Source organism: Mesonia aestuariivivens (assembly GCF_019311235.1).
In the GTDB taxonomy this organism is placed as follows: Bacteria; Bacteroidota; Bacteroidia; order Flavobacteriales; family Flavobacteriaceae; genus Mesonia; species Mesonia aestuariivivens.
This window is the reverse complement of sequence record NZ_JAHWDF010000018.1, coordinates 30,674-50,410: the sequence shown is the minus strand read 5'-3', so window position 1 is coordinate 50,410 and position 19,737 is coordinate 30,674. Positions and strand designations below refer to the sequence as shown.

The window sequence follows — 19,737 nt, the reverse complement described above, 5'->3', positions numbered from 1 at the left end:
ATACTCTAATATTCCTTCTGGTAATATTAAACTTAACAAGGAAAACTCAGTGCTTTTATTCATCAATGGAATTTAAAACGCAAAGAAAGTTATTTTTCAATTTAGACCCAACTTTTGAGATTGATCCATTTTAAGCTTACTGGCCATCAAACAGAGGGAGATATACTTCACTTGCATTTTGAAGAGAAACCAGAGGTTCCTAAAGAGTTTTTTTGGATCAATACTGAATTACTTTATCAACAGAAGTACTAACGCTTCAGCTGAGTCCTTTAATGCGAAAATAAAAGCATTTAGAAGCCAATTTAGAGGAGTAAAAAACATAGAATTCTTTCTTATACAGATTAACTACAATTTTTGCTTAAACACAATAATTAGGATTGATCCGTCTTTACTTGAAGAAACTAAAAGTATTGAGTTAATTATTTTTCCTGATCAAGTAGGAGAAGAAACTTTTAAAGTAAGTGTTTTTCTTTCTGGACCTAATTTGTATGTTTTGAATCAAGCAATTTAGAATTCTGCAGAATTAATAAATATAGTTCATTCACAAGATGGATTAATACCTGAAGTTACACTTTTAGATCCAATTAATTCGAGCTTTGAAGTAAATCATGTTCTTTCAGACGTGGTTGGTGAATGGTTAGAATATATTTGGAATCAGGCAGAACACAAAAATATTAAACTTGAAGCAATTATTTCAGATGAAGATTACGGAATGAATTTGCCAATTGAGCTAAATTAAAATGATAGTATGTAAAGTATAAATGTTCCAATTTTAATCTGCGGTGATTCCTTTCAATTAATGCCGAAATTTTTATTAAGATTACTTTTCAACTTCATCTTTTTTGAAAAATTAAGTAATAAGGTATAAGCGTTATAAAATAATTTACCGAAAGTTAGATTGTATATTGGGTACACTCTTATTGATGTAATAATCCTTTCAATATCTTCTTGGTACGAACTGCATAGAATTAAAATTTTTATTTTTCATGTATTTATGTTAAAAAAATATATAATTTAAAAATTTATATTGTATTTTTTTATAATTCTATGCATCTTGCCAATGTCTTAAAAAGAGACATTCAGAATATCACTATATAACAAGCATTAGAATAAATTTAGAAAGCATCTTCAATATTCTTGAAAAATTATAATTTTGTATTCAATTAAACTATTACAAAACGCAAACGAGTTAATGATTAATGATAAAAACCGTTTAGAAGATTTAAATTCTTACCGCATATTAGATACTTCACCTGAGGAAGAACTAGATTTAATTACAGAGTTGGCTACTTTAATTTGTGGAACGCCAATTTCTTTACTTACCTTGTTGGATGATAAAAGGCAGTGGTTTAAATCTAAAAAAGGGCTTGCAAAAAAACAAACCGATATAAAACAGGCGTTTTGTAGATTTGCACTTGAAAATCCTAACGAAGTTTTTGTTGTAAATGATTCATTAGAAGATGAACGTTTTAAAAATAATGAACTGGTTTTAAATGATCCTAATATTAGATTTTATGCTGGTGCACCATTAGAATCTAGCAGAGGTAATGTTCTAGGTACACTTTGTATTATAGATACTAAACCAAGAACCATTACAGAAAATCAAAAAAGAGCTTTACAAATTCTGGCTAAAAAAGCAATGGGGCATTTAGAGCTGAGAAAAATCTTAATTCATAAAAATGAAACCATAGCAATGGGGGCGAATCGTTTAAATAAACTTACACAAAATGTGCCTAGTGGTATTTTTCAAATTCGTGTTCAACCAGATTTAGCTTTTAAATTTGAGTTTATTAGTGAAGGGATTAAAAATTTTCATGCAGATTTATCTATAGAAAAGTGGTTAAATGATCCTCATATAGTTTTTTCTTTAATACACCCTGATGATGTTATGGAACTGAAATTACAAGTTTCTAAAGCTGTAACTGCTAATATAAATTTATATCATGAATATAGAGTCTTAAAAGATAATAAAATTTATTGGCATTCAATTAAAGCGCATCCAGAAAAAACAAATGATGGCGATACAATTTTATATGGTGTTTTTAATGATATTACAGATCATTATGAATATGAGCTAGCCATGGAACAAATATCTTTTGATATTTCTCATAAATTAAGAAAGCCAGTAACTAATTTATTGGGACTCACTAATCTAGCAGAGAGTAATAATAAAGCTACTAAAAAAGAATTAAAGGAATATATGAGTTATATACAAATCGCATCTGATGAATTAGATAAATACACAAAGCAATTAAATGAAACTTATCAATCTAAAAAAAGAAAGTTTAATAGTTGATACTTATATCTGTTGATAATTTTAGTTTTTTAATTTTGATAAAATTCGTTTTATTTTAGCCATATTAAAGGGTTTGGTAATGTAATCATTAACAATCGCATAATTTTTAGCTTTTAAAATATCATCAGAACCTGAGGAAGAAGAAACCACTGTAATCTTTAAATTTTTGCTATTTTCTAATAGAGTTATTTTTTCTAAAAATTCCCATCCGTCCATAACAGGCATATTAATATCTAATAATATTAGATTTGGTAATTTAGAATTTGTTTTTAAAGCCTCTACAAAATAAGAGTAAGCTTCTAAGCCATTTTCAAAAATTAAAAAGCAAGTATTTGAACAACTTCCTATTTCGATCATTTTTTTAGAACTAAATCTAAATAGTGGGTCATCATCGATAATACAGATATGGTTTGTTTTATTTTCCATTCAGCAATTTCACTTTAAAAGTTGAACCTACACCAACTTTACTTTCTAAATCTATGGTTCCGCCTATAGCTTCAACTTGGTTTTTTGTAATAAACAATCCAATTCCTCTAGCATTTTCATTACTATGAAAAGTATTGTACATACCAAATAATTTAGATTTATTTTTTTCAATATCTATACCTAAACCATTATCTACAAAATTAATTTCTATATAATTAGTTATTTTATTTGCAACTATTTTTAATAAAGCTTTTTTATTTTCATCTTTATATTTTATCGCGTTTGTTATTAAATTAAGTAATATACTTTCTAAATAAGCAGGTATAGCTTTAACCGTAAGCTCATTATTTACTTGAATGTCTACTTGAATATTTTCAGCTTTTATCGATGCAGAAACATTTTCTATCGTTTTATCTATGAAATGACTCAAATTTAAAGTTTCGATATTCTTATCATTTGCTTTATGCATTAAAACCACCTCATTAAGATGCTGAATTGTTTCACTTAAATTTTCTACAGATTTTCCTAATAGATACATTAATTCGTTATCTAATAATTGTGGTTGTTCTTCGTGCAATAGTTCTAATAGCATTTCTAAATTTCCAGAATGTGATTTAAGATTATGTGAAACAATATTTGCAAAGTTTAATAATCTTTGATTTTGGTCGGTGGTAATATCTAAATAAGAGTTTAATTTTTCTTCATTTTTGTATTGCGGTGTAAGGTCTATAATTTGTGCTAAATAGTTAATAGGTTCTTTATTTATATTTCTAATAACCGTTAATACCAGATGAACATATAAAATATTACCATTTTTATGTCTATATCTTTTTTTGCTAGTATAACTTTGTATTTTATTATTTTTAAGTTTATTTAAACCAATAAGAAATTTATTTATGTCTTCTTTAAAGATTACATCTTTATATGTGAGCTTTTTCATTTCGTATTTACGATAACCCAATATTTCGCAAAGCCCACTGTTTACCTTTTCAATATGACCAAACTCATCAAAAGAGGCAATACCAATACTGGTGTTTTCTAAAACATGACTAATAAATTGTATTTGCTTATGTAATTTTTCTTTCTTTTTTTCTTCTATATCAATATCTTGAAACAGTCCATAAACGCTAGTACATACACCATCTTCGATCACAGGTATACCTACAGACCTAACCCAAATTTCTTCGTTTAAAGCCGTGGTTAATTTTATTTTAATATCAAACTCTTCATTTTTTTCTATAGCATTTTTTAAAGAATTTATCATTAAATTTTTAGAGTAAGCATCTTTATAAAATTTTAATGCCTCATTAATATTACATTCAAAATTTTCACTTACACCGTGAATTAATTTGGTAACACGGTTCCAATACAATTCATGACTTTTTAAATCTAATTCCCAACTTCCCATTTTAGCATAAAGGGTTGTTTTTTCTAAGAGTGATTTATAATTTTTATTTTGGGGCATGGCAATCATAATAATTAGATAATATTTACGAACTTTTCAAGCATCTAGATTTCATCAAATAAAATTTTAATCTTGTAACAGTACTAATATTTAAATACAAATTTAAGTTGATTCCACATTAATTTATCAATTTTTTCGGTAAGTAGTTTTTTTGTGAAGTCGAAAAGTAAAATTGAAACGCTAACTTGTTATCATATTTTTATAAAAATTTTAAATATTGTTTTTAGTATAAGCTTTTGTTTAGTGTTATCTTCAAAATAAAAATAATAATCATGGAAAATTTAAAACTAGCTATCATTTATTATAGCTCAACAGGGACTAATTATAATTTGTCTAGAGAAGCAGAAACAGCAGCTAAAAATTTAGGAGTAGAAAATATACGTTTTAGAAGATTTGAAGAAACAGTACCAGAAAATGTGATTAAGCAAAATGAAGATTGGTATGAGCATTACAAAGCTACCAAAGATATTGAAACAGCAACAGTAAATGATTTAAATTGGGCAGATGCTATAATTTTTAGCTTTCCTACTCGTTATGGAGATGCTCCTTCTCAAGTAAAAAGTTTAATAGACTCTACTGGTGGGCTTTGGCAAAACGGTAAATTAGTTAATAAAGTAGTTAGCGGAATGACAAGTGCCGGAAATCCTCATGGTGGGCAAGAAGGTACTTTACTTTCACTTTACAAGACTATGATGCACTGGGGGGCTATAGTAGCTGCTCCAGGATATGCAGATCCAATTATTTTTGAAGTAGGAGGGAATCCTTACGGCTTTAGTGTAGTTGGTGGTACAGATCTTACTGGAAAACACAAACAAGCCATTAGTTTTCAAGTGAAAAGAACATTAGAAATCGCAGAAAAAATAAATAAATAAATATTCTAAAAGGGAAGTATTTAAACTTCCCTTTTTCTTTTATACAAGCCAAGTATTTAATTGATAAGCGCTTTCCCAAAACATATATTCTAATTTAGTAGCTGCGATAAATGCTTGAGTCATTTTTTCTTGTTGTGCTTCCGTGGACTTTTCAGCAACAGCATCGCAAATTTCTATTGCTTTAACAACAGATTCTTCAAACTCTTCACCCGCATAAGTGTCAATCCATTTTTGATATGGATTATTTTCATTTATTTTATTAGCATAAATATAATCACCCACCTCTTTATAAATCCAAAAACAAGGTAAAACTGCTGCCATTGCAACTTCAACTTGATCTAAAGCAGCACTACTTTTTAAAAAATTAAGATAATGGTGTGTAGTAGGCTCTATATTTCCGCGATCTGTTAATCCAAATTCTTGAAAGTATGAATCGTGCAATGCTTTTTCGACAACAATGCCGCCTTCTGCAAAACGAATAAAATCTAGAGCGTGATCAATACTTTCTGCACGTGCACCAATTAACGCTAGGCTTCGAGAAAAGTTTTCTAAATAAAATGAATCTTGTCCCATATAAAATTGAAATTTTTCCATAGGAAGTGTTCCATTCTGAAGCTCTTTAATAAATGGCATTTCAATAATTTTTTGATAAATAGGTTCGATGTTTTTCCAGGTTTTAGCTGTCCATTTCATTTTTGATAAGTTTTTGAGGATTAAAAAAGTGATTTACAGGTCCGTTTCCATTTCCTATAGCAACATCTTTACCATAAAAAATAGCTTGATGAATATAGTTTTGCCCTAAGCTTACCGCTTTTAATAACGATTTTCTTTGCGCTAAATAGGAAGCTATGGCAGAAGAAAGTGTACAACCAGACCCGTGTGTGTTGTTAGTTTCATATTTAGAAAATTCAAAACTTTCTATTCTTCCATCGGGTAAAAAATAAAGTGAAGTAAGTTTTTCAGTTTTTAAGTGCCCACCTTTTAAGAGTACCGATTGGCAACCAAGTTCCATAATCTTTTTGCCGGCAATTTTCATTTCTTCTACATTTTCAATTTTCATATCAGCTAAAATTGCAGCCTCATCTAGATTTGGAGTAATCACATTCGCGATAGGAAATAATTCTTGAATAATAATTTCTATGGTTTCTTTATCAATGAGATGATCACCGCTTGTAGCCACCATAACGGGGTCAAAAACAATAGGTAGGTTAGGGGAGTGGCTCAATTTTTTAGTAATTGTTTTTACTAATTTTGAAGTATGAACCATTCCAATTTTTATGGCATCGGGTTTTATATCTTCTAAAATGGTTTCAATTTGTTCACCCACTACTTTTTCAGGAATACTAAAAATAGATTTTACACCAGTTGTATTTTGTACTGGCAATGCAGTCAACGCAGAAGTCGCGTAACAACCTAATGCAGAAATAGTTTTTATATCTGCTTGAATTCCTGCTCCGCCGCTACCATCAAAACCAGCAATTGTAAGAACTGATGGATAAGTATATTTTTTATTATTCATATTTTTCAATTTTATTTCTCAATTCTTCTGCAGCTTTTCTAGGATTTTGAGCTGCGCAAATTGCAGATACAACAGCAATACAATTGGCTCCAGCTTTTATAACATCATCAGCGTTTTTAGCATTCATATTGCCAATGGCTACTAAAGGTTTTTGGGTGATTGAACGAATTTCTTCAATTCCAGCTAATCCCCATTCTATAATTGTATCTGTTTTTGTACTTGTTTTAAAAACCGGACTTACGGCAAGGTAATCTGAAGTTAAACTTTCTGAAGAATTTAACTGATTTTTATCTTCAATAGAATATCCCAAACACTTAACTTTTTTCCAATTTTGACGGATTTGTTTTGGTGGTGTATCTGAAGTACCTACGTGTATACCAAAAGCTTCTATTTGTTGAGCTACTTTTAAATTATCGTTAATGATTAACGGAACGTTATACCGATCTAATATTTCTTTTAATTGAAATGCTTTATGCTGAAATTCTGCCGAAGATGCATTTTTTTCTCGAAGTTGAACCAAATCTACACCGCCTTTTACCGCTTGTTCCGCCACTTTGAGAAAATGATCATTTATACAGGATTCTTCAGAAATGACGAGGTATAATTTATAAGGAAATGAATTATCCACGTTTTATTTCAATTTTTAAGGTAGAAATAAATTCTTCTTCAGATAGGTTGTAGAGTTTATCAATTATATTTAATTGTAAACTACCTGGGCCTTTACTTTCTTTTGCGGCTAATTCACCTGCAACTCCTAACAAAGCCATTGCAGATACAGTTGCTTCAGCAGTATCTTTTATGATGGCAGAAAATGCAGCAACTAATGCGGTAGCAGAACAACCCATACCTGTGATTTTAGCCATCATTTTATTTCCGTTAGAAAGATGAACTTCTTTTTCTTCATTTAAAATAATATCAGTTATTCCAGATATACAAACTGTAGTTTGAAAGTTTTTAGCTAAAAAATTAGCGGCAGTAATAGCTTCATTACTATCAGCAGAACTATCGACACCTTTTGTTATAGTTGTGTTATGTTTGGCTAATGCCATAATTTCTGAAGCATTACCACGAATAATTGTAGGATTTAAACGAAGTAAGTCTGCTAAAATTTCATCTCTATAAGGTGTAGCTCCTGCACCCACGGGATCGAGTACCCAAGGTTTTTGAAGTTTGTTGGCTTGTTTGGCTGCCTTTTTCATAGCTGTAACCCAATATTCATCTAAAGTTCCAATATTTATCACCAGAGCTTGACAGATATTCATCATATCTTCCATTTCTGAGTGTGCATGAGCCATAATAGGAGAGGCACCTGCTGCTAATAACGCATTTGCGGTATTATTCATTACCACATAATTGGTAATATTTTGAATTAGAGGAGTTTCTTTTTTAAGTTGAGTAATATTTTTCCAAAGGAGTTCTTTCATCATTTAATTTTTTAGAGTTTTATAAATGGCTGAAGGATACTTCCTCAAGAATATGAAGAACTGTAATGATAACTTTTCCCTACGCCGGTGCTAACCGAATCAGGTTCAAAGGGACTCTCTCAATTCTTTTTAGAATACCCCTAAAGCCGTCTCAAAAGTAAAGATTATATAGTGAAACGAATAATTTTTTAAGTTATAATTTGAATTGGTAAAACAAAAAAGGCGTGATTAATATCACGCCTTTTTGAAATATATGTAGAGTTAATTAATATTTAAAGCCTAGTGTAAAAACAATTCGGTTACCGTCTTTACTGTGGTAAAAACCTAAGTTTCCTGTAAACGCTTGGAAGCCGTTTAAGAATACAGACCCACCGTAACTATTATGCCACCTGTCTGAATCATCATTCTCTTCCCAAACACGACCATAATCAAAACCTGCAGTTACACCCAATCTTAACGGTATAAAATTGGTTCTAAACTTGGCTACTCCTACACGAAGATCTGAACTTTGAAAGAAGGAATATTTACCATTAAAACGTTGGTATCTAAAACCTCTAAGGCTTGTATTTCCTCCAATAGTTGCTCCATGATAAAATTCGTAGTCATCACCAATAATGGCTTTACCTTGAATTTTTGTAGCCAAAACAGCTAATCCGCTTTCGTGTAAAGGGTAGTCAAATGAAATAGTTGGTTCAATGTAGCCAAATTTGTTGTCATTATCATCGATGTTGGTTTTGTAACCACCAACAATTCCAAATTCCATACCACGACGTATAAATGCTAATTGACCAGGTTTATTTTTAAATTGAAAACCAACTTCTGCACCAGCATATAATTGATTGTTGAATACTGGATCATTAGCATTAAATTCTAGACCAGTTACTTGATTATCATTGTACTTTACATCGTAAGATTCTATAGAAGGTTTTACGTAAAATTTATAACCGATTTTATCTCTCCAAATTAAAGAAGGAGCCACACTCCATTGGCCAATTTTAACTCGGTTATAATCCATAGTAACATCATCTTCATTATAAGTAGTTCTATTACCAGCGCCAAAATAGTTAATGGCATAATTAGCACTTGTAAATCTAGCGTCTAAACCAAAATTCCAATTATAGAAAAAATGTGCAAACTCACCAGAATAGTCAAAAGAGAAACCAGTAGTTGCTGAATAATAACGAGCGTCAAAAGTGTGCTGAGAAGAGTATGGGTTGTTGGTTAAACCATATTTAGTATACGTATCTCTTACCCCAATTTGAAAACCTGCATCTGGATTAAAAGCAATACTTGGTAAAACTACATTCTCATTAATTTTCTTCTTTTCTGGATCGTAGGTATTTACATCATAAGAATCTACTAGCCATGTTTTTCTTGCATTTTTAATGGTGTTTTTCTTGCTTTTATAATCGTAGATTTTAGTTTTTCTAGTATTAGCGAAATCATAGATATCATTATTTTCTCCTCCTAAAATATTTAAGCGAATGTAATGATCCCCTTCTCCTTCAATTTTAAAAGTGTCTTCACCATCTAAACCGTAAATCCAAATTTCATTAGTTTCATCTTTAAGATATTCATTATCAAAAACTAATTTTCCATCTTCGTTGGTAATTTGAATTTGAGTAACACCATCTGGTTTACGTGTAATTAAAAATTCATCATCATCTTCACTTCCTATTAAAGTTTCATATTTTTTTAGATAAGTGTAATAACGTTTTGTAATATCTATTAAATTATCTCTCCTAAGCTTTAAATCTTTCTTGATTTGTGCAATAGTTTCATCTTGAGTATCTTTTGGGAGACTTGCAAATGCTTTATCTATCGTTTGATCTGTTAAATTATTTTGAATAAATTCTGCTTGGTTTTTCCAGTCTTTCCAGTTTGCTTTGTTAATTAGTGCTTTATCTAAATGTGAACCATCTCTGTTAAGCCATTTTACATTTTTAACGTCAGGTCCATAAGATTGCATAGGTCTAAGATCTGTTATTCCTAATTTTAGAAGTTTAATAGCTATACCATCATATTTAGGAAAATCTTGATCACGATCTCTTGGTATAGATTTATAAAGTTTAGAACCATCTTCTTGCTCAAACTCTGCCCATCTCCATTGGTCGCTATGTCTATCCCAGTCTCCAAAAAGCATATCCATTAAACGGGCTCTTATAAAAACGTCTTCATCTATTTTAACCTTGGTTCTGCCTTCTCTAATTTCCAGTAACATGTCTGATGTACTTAAAATATCATCTGCATTCCCAAATCTTTCAAAATCTTTGTTTTCATCTCCAGCATGAGCTTCTAGCATATATAATTTATCACCATAATCTTCATTATAGATACCTAAGTTTTTTTGTTTTGGTAGGTAATAAATATCTGGTTGAGAGTAGTTAATATCTACGGCTGTAAACATATCTCCAACAGCAAACGGAGCAAATGGGTGAGCCGTAGTATAAAAATCTTGTACCAAATCTTCAGCCAATGTTTCATTCATATAATTATAGATATAGTGATCTTTAATAAATGATTGAATAAAGCGTAAAGCACTTTTTTTAACTTCTCTTAAGGTGTATTCGTGCTCATCATCCCCCTTAATTCTTACAGATCTTGATTGGTGGCCACCGCCTTCTCTCATTCCTTTTGGATTACCAGCAATGGTATCTATCCATAAAACGGGAACTTCAATTTTTTTCTGATAAACATCTCTATAGTGATCTCCCCAAAACCATTTATATAACTTGCTTTTATCTGTTTCTTTATCGGTATAAACAGATGCTTTGTAAGTATCTCCAAATTCATCTTTAGTATGATACGTTACCTCGTCAATAGAAATACGTTGCCTCTTGATGATATTTTCACCAATTTTTTCTGAATCTTGGTTAGCCACTTTAAAAAATTCTACTTTAGAGCTACCATCTTTATAAACTATAAGTTTTGCGTAACCTACTTCTGAAGATGCAAAATGACCTTCATCTGGTTTTCTTGTATTTTTTGTTTTTTTCAGTCCTGTACCACTAATAATTTGTGGAATAGCATCATCTTTTAAATATTGTAAATTTTCATCGTTTCCAGATACAAAAATAACATCTTCAAACTGGCTGGCTAGTGTTTCTAATCTTCCAGCAAGCTCTTGGCGTTTTGCCCCATAAAATGCTTGCGAACCAAATCCTCCCATTTTACCAAAAAAACCTTGTTTGGTGTTAGACATAATTGGATGATGAACAACCACAATTACTGTTTTACCTTGCGCATCTTTAATGTCGTCTTTAAATTCAGCAAAGAATTGACTTCTGGTTTTGATTTCACATTTATTATTAATGTAAGGATGATTGTCCCAATCTTCTAAAAACCATTGAGAATCGACCATCACTAACTCGACATCGTCGTTAAGCGTTTTACTTTTGCTGGCGCAGCCATCGTTTGGCCAAAAGTCTGAATTGCTATTGTCTTGCAAAAATGACTCCATGTCATCAATATTCTCATGACCAGTTTTATTCCACTCATTAACTCCAGGACCTAAAATTAATTTCCCATTAAAATCTTTAAGAGGATTTAATAATTCTTCAGTAAGGTATTTTTTTACTTCATCTCGTTTCTTTTCTTCTCCTCTTTGTGGAAATCCTCCTTTAGGAGTAAGATTACCTACTAATAAAAAAGAAGCGTTAGTGGCATCTTGAGAAGCTTTAGTAATTGCATTTAATACTTCTTTAGAAGCAGAATTTTTATTAAACCCAGTATTAGCTGTAATAAATAGTGTTTTAGAAATTTCTTTATCATTTTCTGTTTGTGCTGAAACAGAAATATAAGAACCTAACACAACTAATGTAAATAGCCATTTGAACAAATGTAGTTTTTTCATATAAAATAAAAAGCGTTTGTTTTAAACGGTTCAATTTTCAAAAAAAAACTTTAATAGATAAGAACTTTAACGCACTATAACATTTGATATAACTTTTTTAGAAATAATTTAGAAAAAATATATTTCAGAATGGATTGAAAAATGATTTGTTTTTGTGTAATTGTGAAAATATTACTAAAACGTTATAATTTATATAAATGAGTGAGGTTATTATGTTTGCATAGTATATATTTGTGATAAGTTTGGGGTTATATCCTCAAATTTAAAAGGAAGACTGCTAACCGTTTTTGTGCTTTTAGTACAAGATCTCAGCAAACCGCTGCAGGATTTGTTGTTTTGGTAAAAACAATTATGTGGGGTAAATATGTTTTTATGGCAGTCTTCTTTTTAAATTTTAACTAAATTCCAACAATAAAGTTTTCATTGCCAATTTTCTTCACTTTATCTTGCCCCTCTTATTTAGCTTTATAATTTGTGAATAAAAAAAACACTTCTGGTACTTTTAAAAAACGCTTTAGAAAGGCAATTAATATTATAACAAAAGTTATTTTAACTTTGCTTATAGTCTTTATTTTACTAGTTCTTTTTATTAAAAGTCCTTGGGGTCAAAACATTATTGTTAATAAACTTACTAGTTATATTTCTAATAAAACAAAGACAGAAATTGCTATAGATAAACTTTTTATCACTTTTTCTGGAGATGTTTCTTTAGAGGGTTTATACTTAGAAGACCAAAAAGGAGATACCTTAGTTTACTCTAAAAATTTACAAGCAGATATACCTATTTGGCCTTTAATCAAAGGGAATTCTTTTAGTTTAGATTACTTAGAATGGGAAGGAGTAAAAGCTAACGTAATTAGAAAAGATTCTATTTCTGGTTTTAATTTTCAGTTTATATTAGATGCTTTAGCCACTAGCGATACTTCACAAACTCAAGAAACTAAACCTATGCAAATTTCTATAGGTGATCTAAATCTTTTAGATTTTGACATTTTTTATAAAGATGCAGTGACCGGAATAGATACAGAGGTTAAACTAGGGAAGTTGTATTATAGCGGTGACAATTTTGATTTACAAAAAATGAATTTTGAAGCTCACGAGGTTCGATTAGAAAATACTGAGGCAAATATTATTCAAACCAAACTTACCAGTTCAGAAGATACAACATCTACGGTATTGCCTAATTTTAAAGTAGATGAATTTACGTTGAAAAATGTAAAAGCCAATTTTGAATCGCTTCCACAGCAAATAAAATTTAAGGGTGATTTTAAAGACTTTTATACTGAAATGCCGGTTTTAGATTTACAACGTCAAGAAATTAATTTTGATATTATCAATTTAAAAAATTCTTGGGTTCAATTACAATTACCAGAAGTAGAAAACAAATCTACTGAAGCGTCTTCTGAAAAATTAAACATAGAAGAAATATGGCCAGCATGGAATATAGAGGTTGGAGCAATAAACTTGGTTAATAATCAGTTGCTTTATCAGCAAGGTGATCATCCACCAAAAGCCAATCAGTTTGATCCTCAGCATATACAGTTATCAAACTTTAATTTTAAAGTAAAAAACATTCAACTTTCGAAAGAGCAAACAGCTAAAATTGAGGTTTCAGAACTTAATTTTACAGAAAATAATAGTAACTTCAATTTAGAAAAATTAAATTTTGAGGCCAATTTATCTTCAGAAAAATTTCAACTTAAAAGTTTAGAACTTAGTACTGGTAGTAGTAAACTTGCTGGTCAGGTTACTGCTAATTATACTAGTTTGACGGCAGCGATTCAAAATTATCAGGATGTCCAAATTTCTGCAAATATCAATTCTATCTATCTTCAATTAGCAGATGTTACTAAAGTTAATCCCACATTAAATAACAATGAATATGTTAAACAGTTAAAAAGAAAACCAATTACTGGTCATATTTCAATACAAGGTAATATTAATGATTTTCGTCTTCAGCATCTTCAATTAAATTGGGGAAACCAAACAAGCATAAGTACAAAAGGTGAATTGTTAGCGATTACTCGTCTAGAAAAGTTAAATCTTGATTTAAGAGCTATAAAAATTAATTCAACAAAAAAAGATTTAAGTTATTTTGTAAATGAAAAAGAATTAGGCATTTCTTTACCTAAAAAACTACAACTTACAGGTGAACTTAATGGGAGTTTAGAAGAACTTTCTGCAGATGTTACATTAAAAATGCCAGAAGGTAGCATAGAGGTAGCTGGTACGTTTAAAGATAAAGAAGAACTCGAGTTTGATACTAAAGTTAAAACAGTAGAATTAAACTTAGGTAAATTATTACAAAATGAAAAGTTAGGGAAAATATCAGCCGAAATTAAATTGCAAGGAAGGGGTCAAAACATTAATTCGCTAAGTGCTAAATTAAATTCAGAATTTACACAGTTAACGTATAACGATTACGATTTATCAGATATTAAACTTTCAGGTGAGTTAAATAATGGAGAGGGAAATGTAACTGCAGCATTTAAAGATAAAAATGTAAACTTAAATTTAGATGCATTTGTACAATTAGATAGTGTTGCTCCACAAGTAGATTTTAAATTAGATTTAAAAGGTATAGATCTTTATGCACTTGGTTTTACCCAAAAAGAAATTAGAGGGCAATTACTGCTTGATGGTAGTTATAAAGGCGGAAAAGATGCATTTACTGTAGATGCTAAAATAGATGAAATCACCGCTGTTTATGACAGCAATCCTTATTATGTTGGCGATTTAAAAATTCATTCAAGAATCGCTAAAGATAGTACCGCTTTTACACTTAAGAGTAACTTTCTAAAAGCCAAATTACTTTCTAATGCCAGTCCTACTCAGTTTTTGGAAGCATTGCAACGTCATGGCGCTCATTATTTTAAAACGGTATCGGCTAGAGATAGCACACATCAACCTGTGAAGTTAGTGGCTGAAGCTAGTATTGCCGAACGCCCCATTATTTCTAAAGTTTTTATAGACGGAATTGAAGAAATGGATAGCCTCTATATTAAAGTAGCTTTTAATGAAGAGAAGCAAGAACTAACGGCAGATATAGATTTACCTTACATTAATTATAACGGAAATCAATTAGATAGCCTTGCCTTAAAGTTAAACTCTACCGCAAAAGATGCCGATTTTACTTTTGGATTTGGAGGACTCGATGCGGGACCATTATCTATAGAAAAAACTTATTTTGAAGGTCGCTTAACCAGAGATACACTTCAATTAGACTTTAATTCAGATAAAGGTGAAGAAAAGCTTTATCACCTTTCAAGCATACTTACAGGAAATAAAGAGCGAATACAATTTTCTATAGATCCTGAAAATTTAGTTTTAAATAAAAATCCTTGGCAAATCCCAAGCGATAACTCTATTGTATTTGAAGATAAAACTTTTGTCTATACCAATTTTGAATTCAGTAGAAATAATCAACGTGTTAATTTTAATAACGATTTTGATATTCCTGAAACCCATTTTGGTGTAGATATAGAAAATTTTAAACTTTCTACGTTCTTAGGCTATTTTAATCCAGATGAATATTTAGCATCTGGAGTGGTACAGGGAAATTTTGTGTTGGTAAATCCTTTTGAAGATTTAGGAATGATAGCAGATTTAACCATACAAGACTTAAAAGCAACTGAAGTTGAGTTGGGTAATTTAAAAATAGACGCTAAATCTAAAGGAGGCGGCAATTATGATTTTAATTTAGGATTAAACGGAGATGAAGTTAAGTTTGCTCTAAAAGGCGATTATAAAGCCAATAAAAATGCGGCAAGTTTAGATCTCAATTTTGAGTTAGAGAAACTAGGTTTAGCTTTAATAGAAAAATTTATACCTGAAGAACTAGAAAAATCAAAAGGAAATTTAAGCGGAAGTGTAAATATAAAAGGGACCACTGCAAAACCTGATTTTTCTGGAGAGTTTAAATTTAATGACACACAGTTTGTGGTAAGCAGATTAAATTCTGAATTTTCAATTTCTGATGAAATCATTAAAGTAAATAACGACGGTATCAACTTTTCTAGATTTTCAATTTTAGATGCTAAAAACGATGAATTTTTAATTGAAGGAGCTATTTCAACACAAGAAAATTTTTTAGATCCAACTTTTAATTTAGCAATTAATGCTGAAGATTTTCAAGCCTTAAATTCAACAGAAGAAGATAATGATTTGTACTACGGAAAAGCAATTTTCGATGTAGATGCAAAACTCACCGGTACACTGAGTTTCCCTATTCTTGATGTAGACCTAAACATTAATAAAAATACAAATGTTACTTATATCGTACCACCTTCACAAGTGGGGATGAACGAAAAAGAAGGAGTCGTAATTTTTGTAAATAAACAAAACCCTGACGCCATTATCACCAGAACAGATAAAGATGACCTTACCGCAAAACTAACAGGAATAGAGTTAAACTCAAACCTAACCATAGAACCAGGAGCCACTATAAATATTATTATTAATGAACGTACAGGTGATAATTTACAATTGATAGGTGAAGGTGATTTACGTTTTAATATAGAACGAAACGGAAGAATAACTCTTACAGGAAGGTACCAAGTAGATGATGGCCATTATGAAATGAATCTTTATAATTTAGTAAAGCGTAAATTTAATATTGCACAAGGCAGTAGCATTTCTTGGAGCGGAGACCCTATGAATGCAGAACTTGATGTACGAGCAATCTATAAAATAGAAACCTCAGCTTCATCTTTAATGGCTAGTCAGACTGCAGGAATAGATGGTAATGTTCAAGATAAATACAGACAAAAATTACCGTTTTTAGTCTATTTAAATGTAGATGGTGAATTGATGCAACCTCAATTAAATTTTGGCTTAGATATGCCTGAAGATGAACAGGGAGCAATTGGAGGTACAGTGTATGGGAGAATACGTCAGTTAAATCAGCAAGAAGGGCAGCTTAACCAACAAGTATTTTCATTATTAGTCTTAAATCGTTTTTACCCAGAACAAGGTGCAGATGGTAGTCAAGGAGGTCCTGCAACCATGGCAAGAGATAATCTAAATCAAGCACTCTCAGATCAACTAAATGTATTTTCAGATAAGCTTACAGGCAATACAGGCATACAATTAAGTTTCGGCTTAAATAGTTATACAGATTATCAAGGTAACTCTCCACAAGATCGTACAGATTTAAATGTAAGTGCTAGTAAAAAATTGTTGGACGATCGATTGGTTGTGCAAGCAGGTAGTGAGATTGGTGTACAAGGCGATAACCGTCCTGGAGAAACTAACGCTTTAATTGGTAATGTTAGTATAGAATACCTTATTACCGAAGATGGAAGATGGCGAATTAGAGGGTTTAGAAAAAGCCAGTATGAAAATATTATTGATGGTCAAGTTTTTGTAAATGGTGTAGCTTTAATTTTTACGCGAGAATTTAACAAATTTAAAGAGTTGTTTAAAAAGACCGCAGAAGAACTTGCCCAAGAACAAAAGCAAGAAGAAAAAGAACAAAAAAAGAAGAAAACAGAAGATTCTGCCAATAAAAAAGCTGTGGAAGAAGAAGAAAATTAAATGAAATCAATTTTAAAAAAATATCCTGTATGCGTGATGTTTGTCCTATTATTCTTAGGATATTCTTGTAGCGTGAAAAAGTATATCCCTGAAGGAGAATACTTATACCGTGGCGGCCATATTAATTATATAGATACTGTTCTCAAAAAAAAATATAGTGAAGTAAAAGCTGAAACTAAAGGAGTTCTTTACCCTAAGCCTAATTCTAAGTTTTTAGGGATTTATCCTGGTTTATATGTTCATTACAAAGCGCAGCGAGAAAATCCTGGAATTATTAATAAATTTTTAAATAAAAAAATAGGAGAAGAACCCGTTTATTTTTCTGATGCAAACCTTTCAGAAACTGAAGAATTGATAAATAATCGTTTAGAAAATAGAGGTTTTTTCTATACCGTTATCAATTCTAATTCTATTATAGATTCTACTTCAAAAACTGCTAAAGCTGAATATTTGGTTACGCTAAGAGAGCCTTACGTAATGGAAACTTATCAACTAGAAAAAGATAGTCTTAAAAACATCGATAGTATTATGTTGGTTAAGAATCTTGAAAAAGTAATGTTTGATGAAAATTCAATCTTAAAAAAAGGTATGCGTTTTGATTTAGAGAATTTTAAATCTGAACGTGAGCGTATAGATGATTACTTAAAGCATGAAGGATTTTATAACTTTAATGCAAATTTTTTAATTTTTGAAGCCGATACAAATACCTACGATCAAAGAAAGTACGACCTATTTCTTAAAATGAAGGAAGAGATTCCTAATCGTTCTAAAGTACCATATCTTATCGATAAAATAGAAGTTTATCCAAATGAAACCATAGCTAATAAAGAAGTAAAAAAGGACACCATAACCTTAGACAGCTTAAACTTTGTACAATCAGAAACCTTTTTTAAACCTAAAAGATTATCACCTTATATTCTTTTAAAACCTGGTCAACGTTATAATCCATTACTTTCTAAATATACCAGTAGGCGTTTATCTTCTATAGGAACTTATAAATTTGTAAATATTCGTTATGAAGAAAAAGACTCTATCATAGATGAAAATGGTTTTATGCATTTAGATGCGATTATAGAGCTTTCACCCTTAAGAAAAAGATCACTTAGAGCCGAATTGCAGGGGGTAACAAAATCTAATAACTTTACAGGTCCTGGTTTAGGATTAACCTATACCAATAGAAATTGGTTTAAGGGAGGAGAACAATTAAACATTAGAGGGAGCGTAGGTTATGAAAAACAATTTTCTTCTGGAGAGCAATCGGGTTTAAGTAGTTTGCAATTAGGTTTAGAAACCTCGGTAAGATTTCCCCGACTTTTATTTCCAATTTTAAATATCAATAAAAGTAAACGATTTAAATATAGCATTCCGCAGACCGAAGTAAAACTAGGTATAGATTATCTAAATAGAAGTGAACTTTATAGCTTAAACTCTTATCAAGCTTCTTTTGGTTATATCTGGAAAGCCAATAGGTTTATTACACATCAATTAAATCCGTTAAACATAAATTATGTGAAATTAGGAAATGTCACCGATAGGTTTGATGAAATTTTAGAGGATAATCCTTTTCTTAAACAAAGTTTTGAGCAACAATTTATAGCCGGATTAACTTATAGTTTTACTTATAGTGAATTAGGAGTTACTCAAAATAATGGCGCTTTATATGTTAATTTTAATTTCGATATTGCTGGTAATGCATTAAGTCTTTTTGATAAAAAAGGAACTAACGATGATGGTGATGAGGTAAATAAGTTTTTAGGTTTACAGTATGCACAATACGCAAAAGGAGGTTTAGATATTCGTTACCATTATAAATTAGATGATGATGGCCAGGTGCTTGTTGCTAGACTATATGGCGGTTTAGGTTATGCTTACGGAAATTCTGAATCTTTGCCATTTATTAAACAATATTTTTCAGGCGGTCCTTATAGTGTTCGTGCTTTTAGAATTAGAGGTTTAGGTCCGGGTTCTTACCAACCCACAGATGAAAATAGTTACAATGCTTATTTTGATAGAGCAGGAGATATTAGGTTAGAAGCAAATTTAGAATACAGATTTCCCTTATTTAATTACGTAAATGGCGCTATTTTTACAGACGCTGGTAATGTTTGGTTATTAAATCAGAATGATGCTTTACCAGGAGGGAAATTTACCTCTAGTTTTATTAATGAATTAGGAATAGGATCTGGAGTAGGAGTGAGAGTAGATATTCAGGGATTTGTTATTCGATTAGATTTAGCATCACCAATAAAGAGACCAGCAAAAACTTGGAAGTTTGAATACGATTCTCCAGTTCTAAATTTCGCCATAGGTTACCCTTTTTAGAAAATAACACTAACTGTTATTTAGA

Annotated in this window: 11 protein-coding genes, 1 pseudogene and 1 riboswitch; of the genes and pseudogenes, 5 read left to right on the top strand and 7 right to left on the bottom strand. The window is 30.6% G+C overall.

Annotated elements, in window-relative coordinates:
* Positions 1-178 precede the first annotated feature (178 nt).
* Positions 179-739 (top strand): annotated as a pseudogene (locus tag KW502_RS15650) (DUF6389 family protein).
* Positions 740-1,153: 414 nt separating this feature from the next.
* The gene (locus KW502_RS13710) at positions 1,154-2,296 is read left to right on the top strand and encodes a GAF domain-containing protein (RefSeq protein ID WP_219041127.1); all 1,143 of its coding nucleotides are present in this window, start codon (positions 1,154-1,156) and stop codon (positions 2,294-2,296) included.
* Between the two features lie 21 nt (positions 2,297-2,317).
* Here the strand turns inward: KW502_RS13710 and KW502_RS13705 are convergent, their stop codons facing one another.
* Positions 2,318-2,722 carry a response regulator gene (locus tag KW502_RS13705; RefSeq protein WP_219041126.1) on the bottom strand — a complete coding sequence of 135 codons (405 nt, stop codon included), beginning with the start codon at positions 2,720-2,722 and terminating at the stop codon, positions 2,318-2,320.
* Positions 2,712-4,196, bottom strand: coding sequence for a PAS domain-containing sensor histidine kinase (locus tag KW502_RS13700; RefSeq protein WP_219041125.1), 1,485 nt, complete (start codon positions 4,194-4,196; stop codon positions 2,712-2,714). Before KW502_RS13700 ends, KW502_RS13705 begins: the two co-directional genes overlap by 11 nt.
* Before the next feature lie 263 nt (positions 4,197-4,459).
* On the opposite strand from KW502_RS13700, the gene wrbA reads away from it, so the two are divergent.
* Positions 4,460-5,059 (top strand): NAD(P)H:quinone oxidoreductase type IV, encoded by a 600-nt coding sequence (gene wrbA / locus KW502_RS13695; protein ID WP_219041124.1) that lies wholly within the window; start codon positions 4,460-4,462, stop codon positions 5,057-5,059.
* A gap of 39 nt (positions 5,060-5,098) precedes the next feature.
* Here wrbA and tenA read toward each other — a convergent pair whose 3' ends face one another.
* From tenA to KW502_RS13670, 5 genes are all read right to left on the bottom strand, one after another.
* Complete coding sequence (gene tenA / locus KW502_RS13690) at positions 5,099-5,752, bottom strand: thiaminase II (RefSeq protein WP_219041123.1); 654 nt, start codon at positions 5,750-5,752, stop codon at positions 5,099-5,101.
* Positions 5,736-6,578 (bottom strand): bifunctional hydroxymethylpyrimidine kinase/phosphomethylpyrimidine kinase, encoded by an 843-nt coding sequence (thiD, locus tag KW502_RS13685; RefSeq protein ID WP_219041122.1) that lies wholly within the window; start codon positions 6,576-6,578, stop codon positions 5,736-5,738. Before thiD ends, tenA begins: the two co-directional genes overlap by 17 nt.
* A complete protein-coding gene (thiE, locus tag KW502_RS13680; RefSeq protein ID WP_219041121.1) occupies positions 6,571-7,206 on the bottom strand; it encodes a thiamine phosphate synthase in 636 nt (211 codons plus the stop codon). Before thiE ends, thiD begins: the two co-directional genes overlap by 8 nt.
* Positions 7,199-8,002, bottom strand: a complete 804-nt coding sequence (gene thiM, locus KW502_RS13675) for a hydroxyethylthiazole kinase (RefSeq protein ID WP_219041120.1) — start codon at positions 8,000-8,002, stop codon at positions 7,199-7,201. The genes thiE and thiM overlap by 8 nt, the downstream gene beginning before the upstream one ends.
* 59 nt (positions 8,003-8,061) lie before the next feature.
* Positions 8,062-8,154: riboswitch (TPP riboswitch) on the bottom strand.
* Positions 8,155-8,267: 113 nt separating this feature from the next.
* A complete protein-coding gene (locus KW502_RS13670; RefSeq protein WP_219041119.1) occupies positions 8,268-11,855 on the bottom strand; it encodes a BamA/TamA family outer membrane protein in 3,588 nt (1,195 codons plus the stop codon).
* Between the two features lie 474 nt (positions 11,856-12,329).
* Between KW502_RS13670 and KW502_RS15645 the strand changes: the two genes are divergently transcribed.
* Both KW502_RS15645 and tamL read left to right on the top strand, forming a co-directional pair.
* The gene (locus KW502_RS15645) at positions 12,330-17,390 is read left to right on the top strand and encodes a translocation/assembly module TamB domain-containing protein (protein ID WP_219041118.1); all 5,061 of its coding nucleotides are present in this window, start codon (positions 12,330-12,332) and stop codon (positions 17,388-17,390) included.
* Positions 17,391-19,712 carry a translocation and assembly module lipoprotein TamL gene (tamL, locus tag KW502_RS13660; protein WP_219041117.1) on the top strand — a complete coding sequence of 774 codons (2,322 nt, stop codon included), beginning with the start codon at positions 17,391-17,393 and terminating at the stop codon, positions 19,710-19,712.
* Positions 19,713-19,737 lie beyond the last annotated feature (25 nt).

Bases quoted from the DNA above. Each gene is read 5' to 3' on its own strand.
- KW502_RS13705 (WP_219041126.1), bottom strand. From the start codon at position 2,722: ATGGAAAATAAAACAAACCATATCTGTATTATCGATGATGACCCACTA.
- KW502_RS13700 (WP_219041125.1), bottom strand. From the start codon at position 4,196: ATGATTGCCATGCCCCAAAATAAAAATTATAAATCACTCTTAGAAAAA.
- tenA (WP_219041123.1), bottom strand. From the start codon at position 5,752: ATGAAATGGACAGCTAAAACCTGGAAAAACATCGAACCTATTTATCAA.
- tamL (WP_219041117.1), top strand. From the start codon at position 17,391: ATGAAATCAATTTTAAAAAAATATCCTGTATGCGTGATGTTTGTCCTA.
- thiM (WP_219041120.1), bottom strand. From the start codon at position 8,002: ATGAAAGAACTCCTTTGGAAAAATATTACTCAACTTAAAAAAGAAACT.
- thiD (WP_219041122.1), bottom strand. From the start codon at position 6,578: ATGAATAATAAAAAATATACTTATCCATCAGTTCTTACAATTGCTGGT.
- KW502_RS13670 (WP_219041119.1), bottom strand. From the start codon at position 11,855: ATGAAAAAACTACATTTGTTCAAATGGCTATTTACATTAGTTGTGTTA.
- wrbA (WP_219041124.1), top strand. From the start codon at position 4,460: ATGGAAAATTTAAAACTAGCTATCATTTATTATAGCTCAACAGGGACT.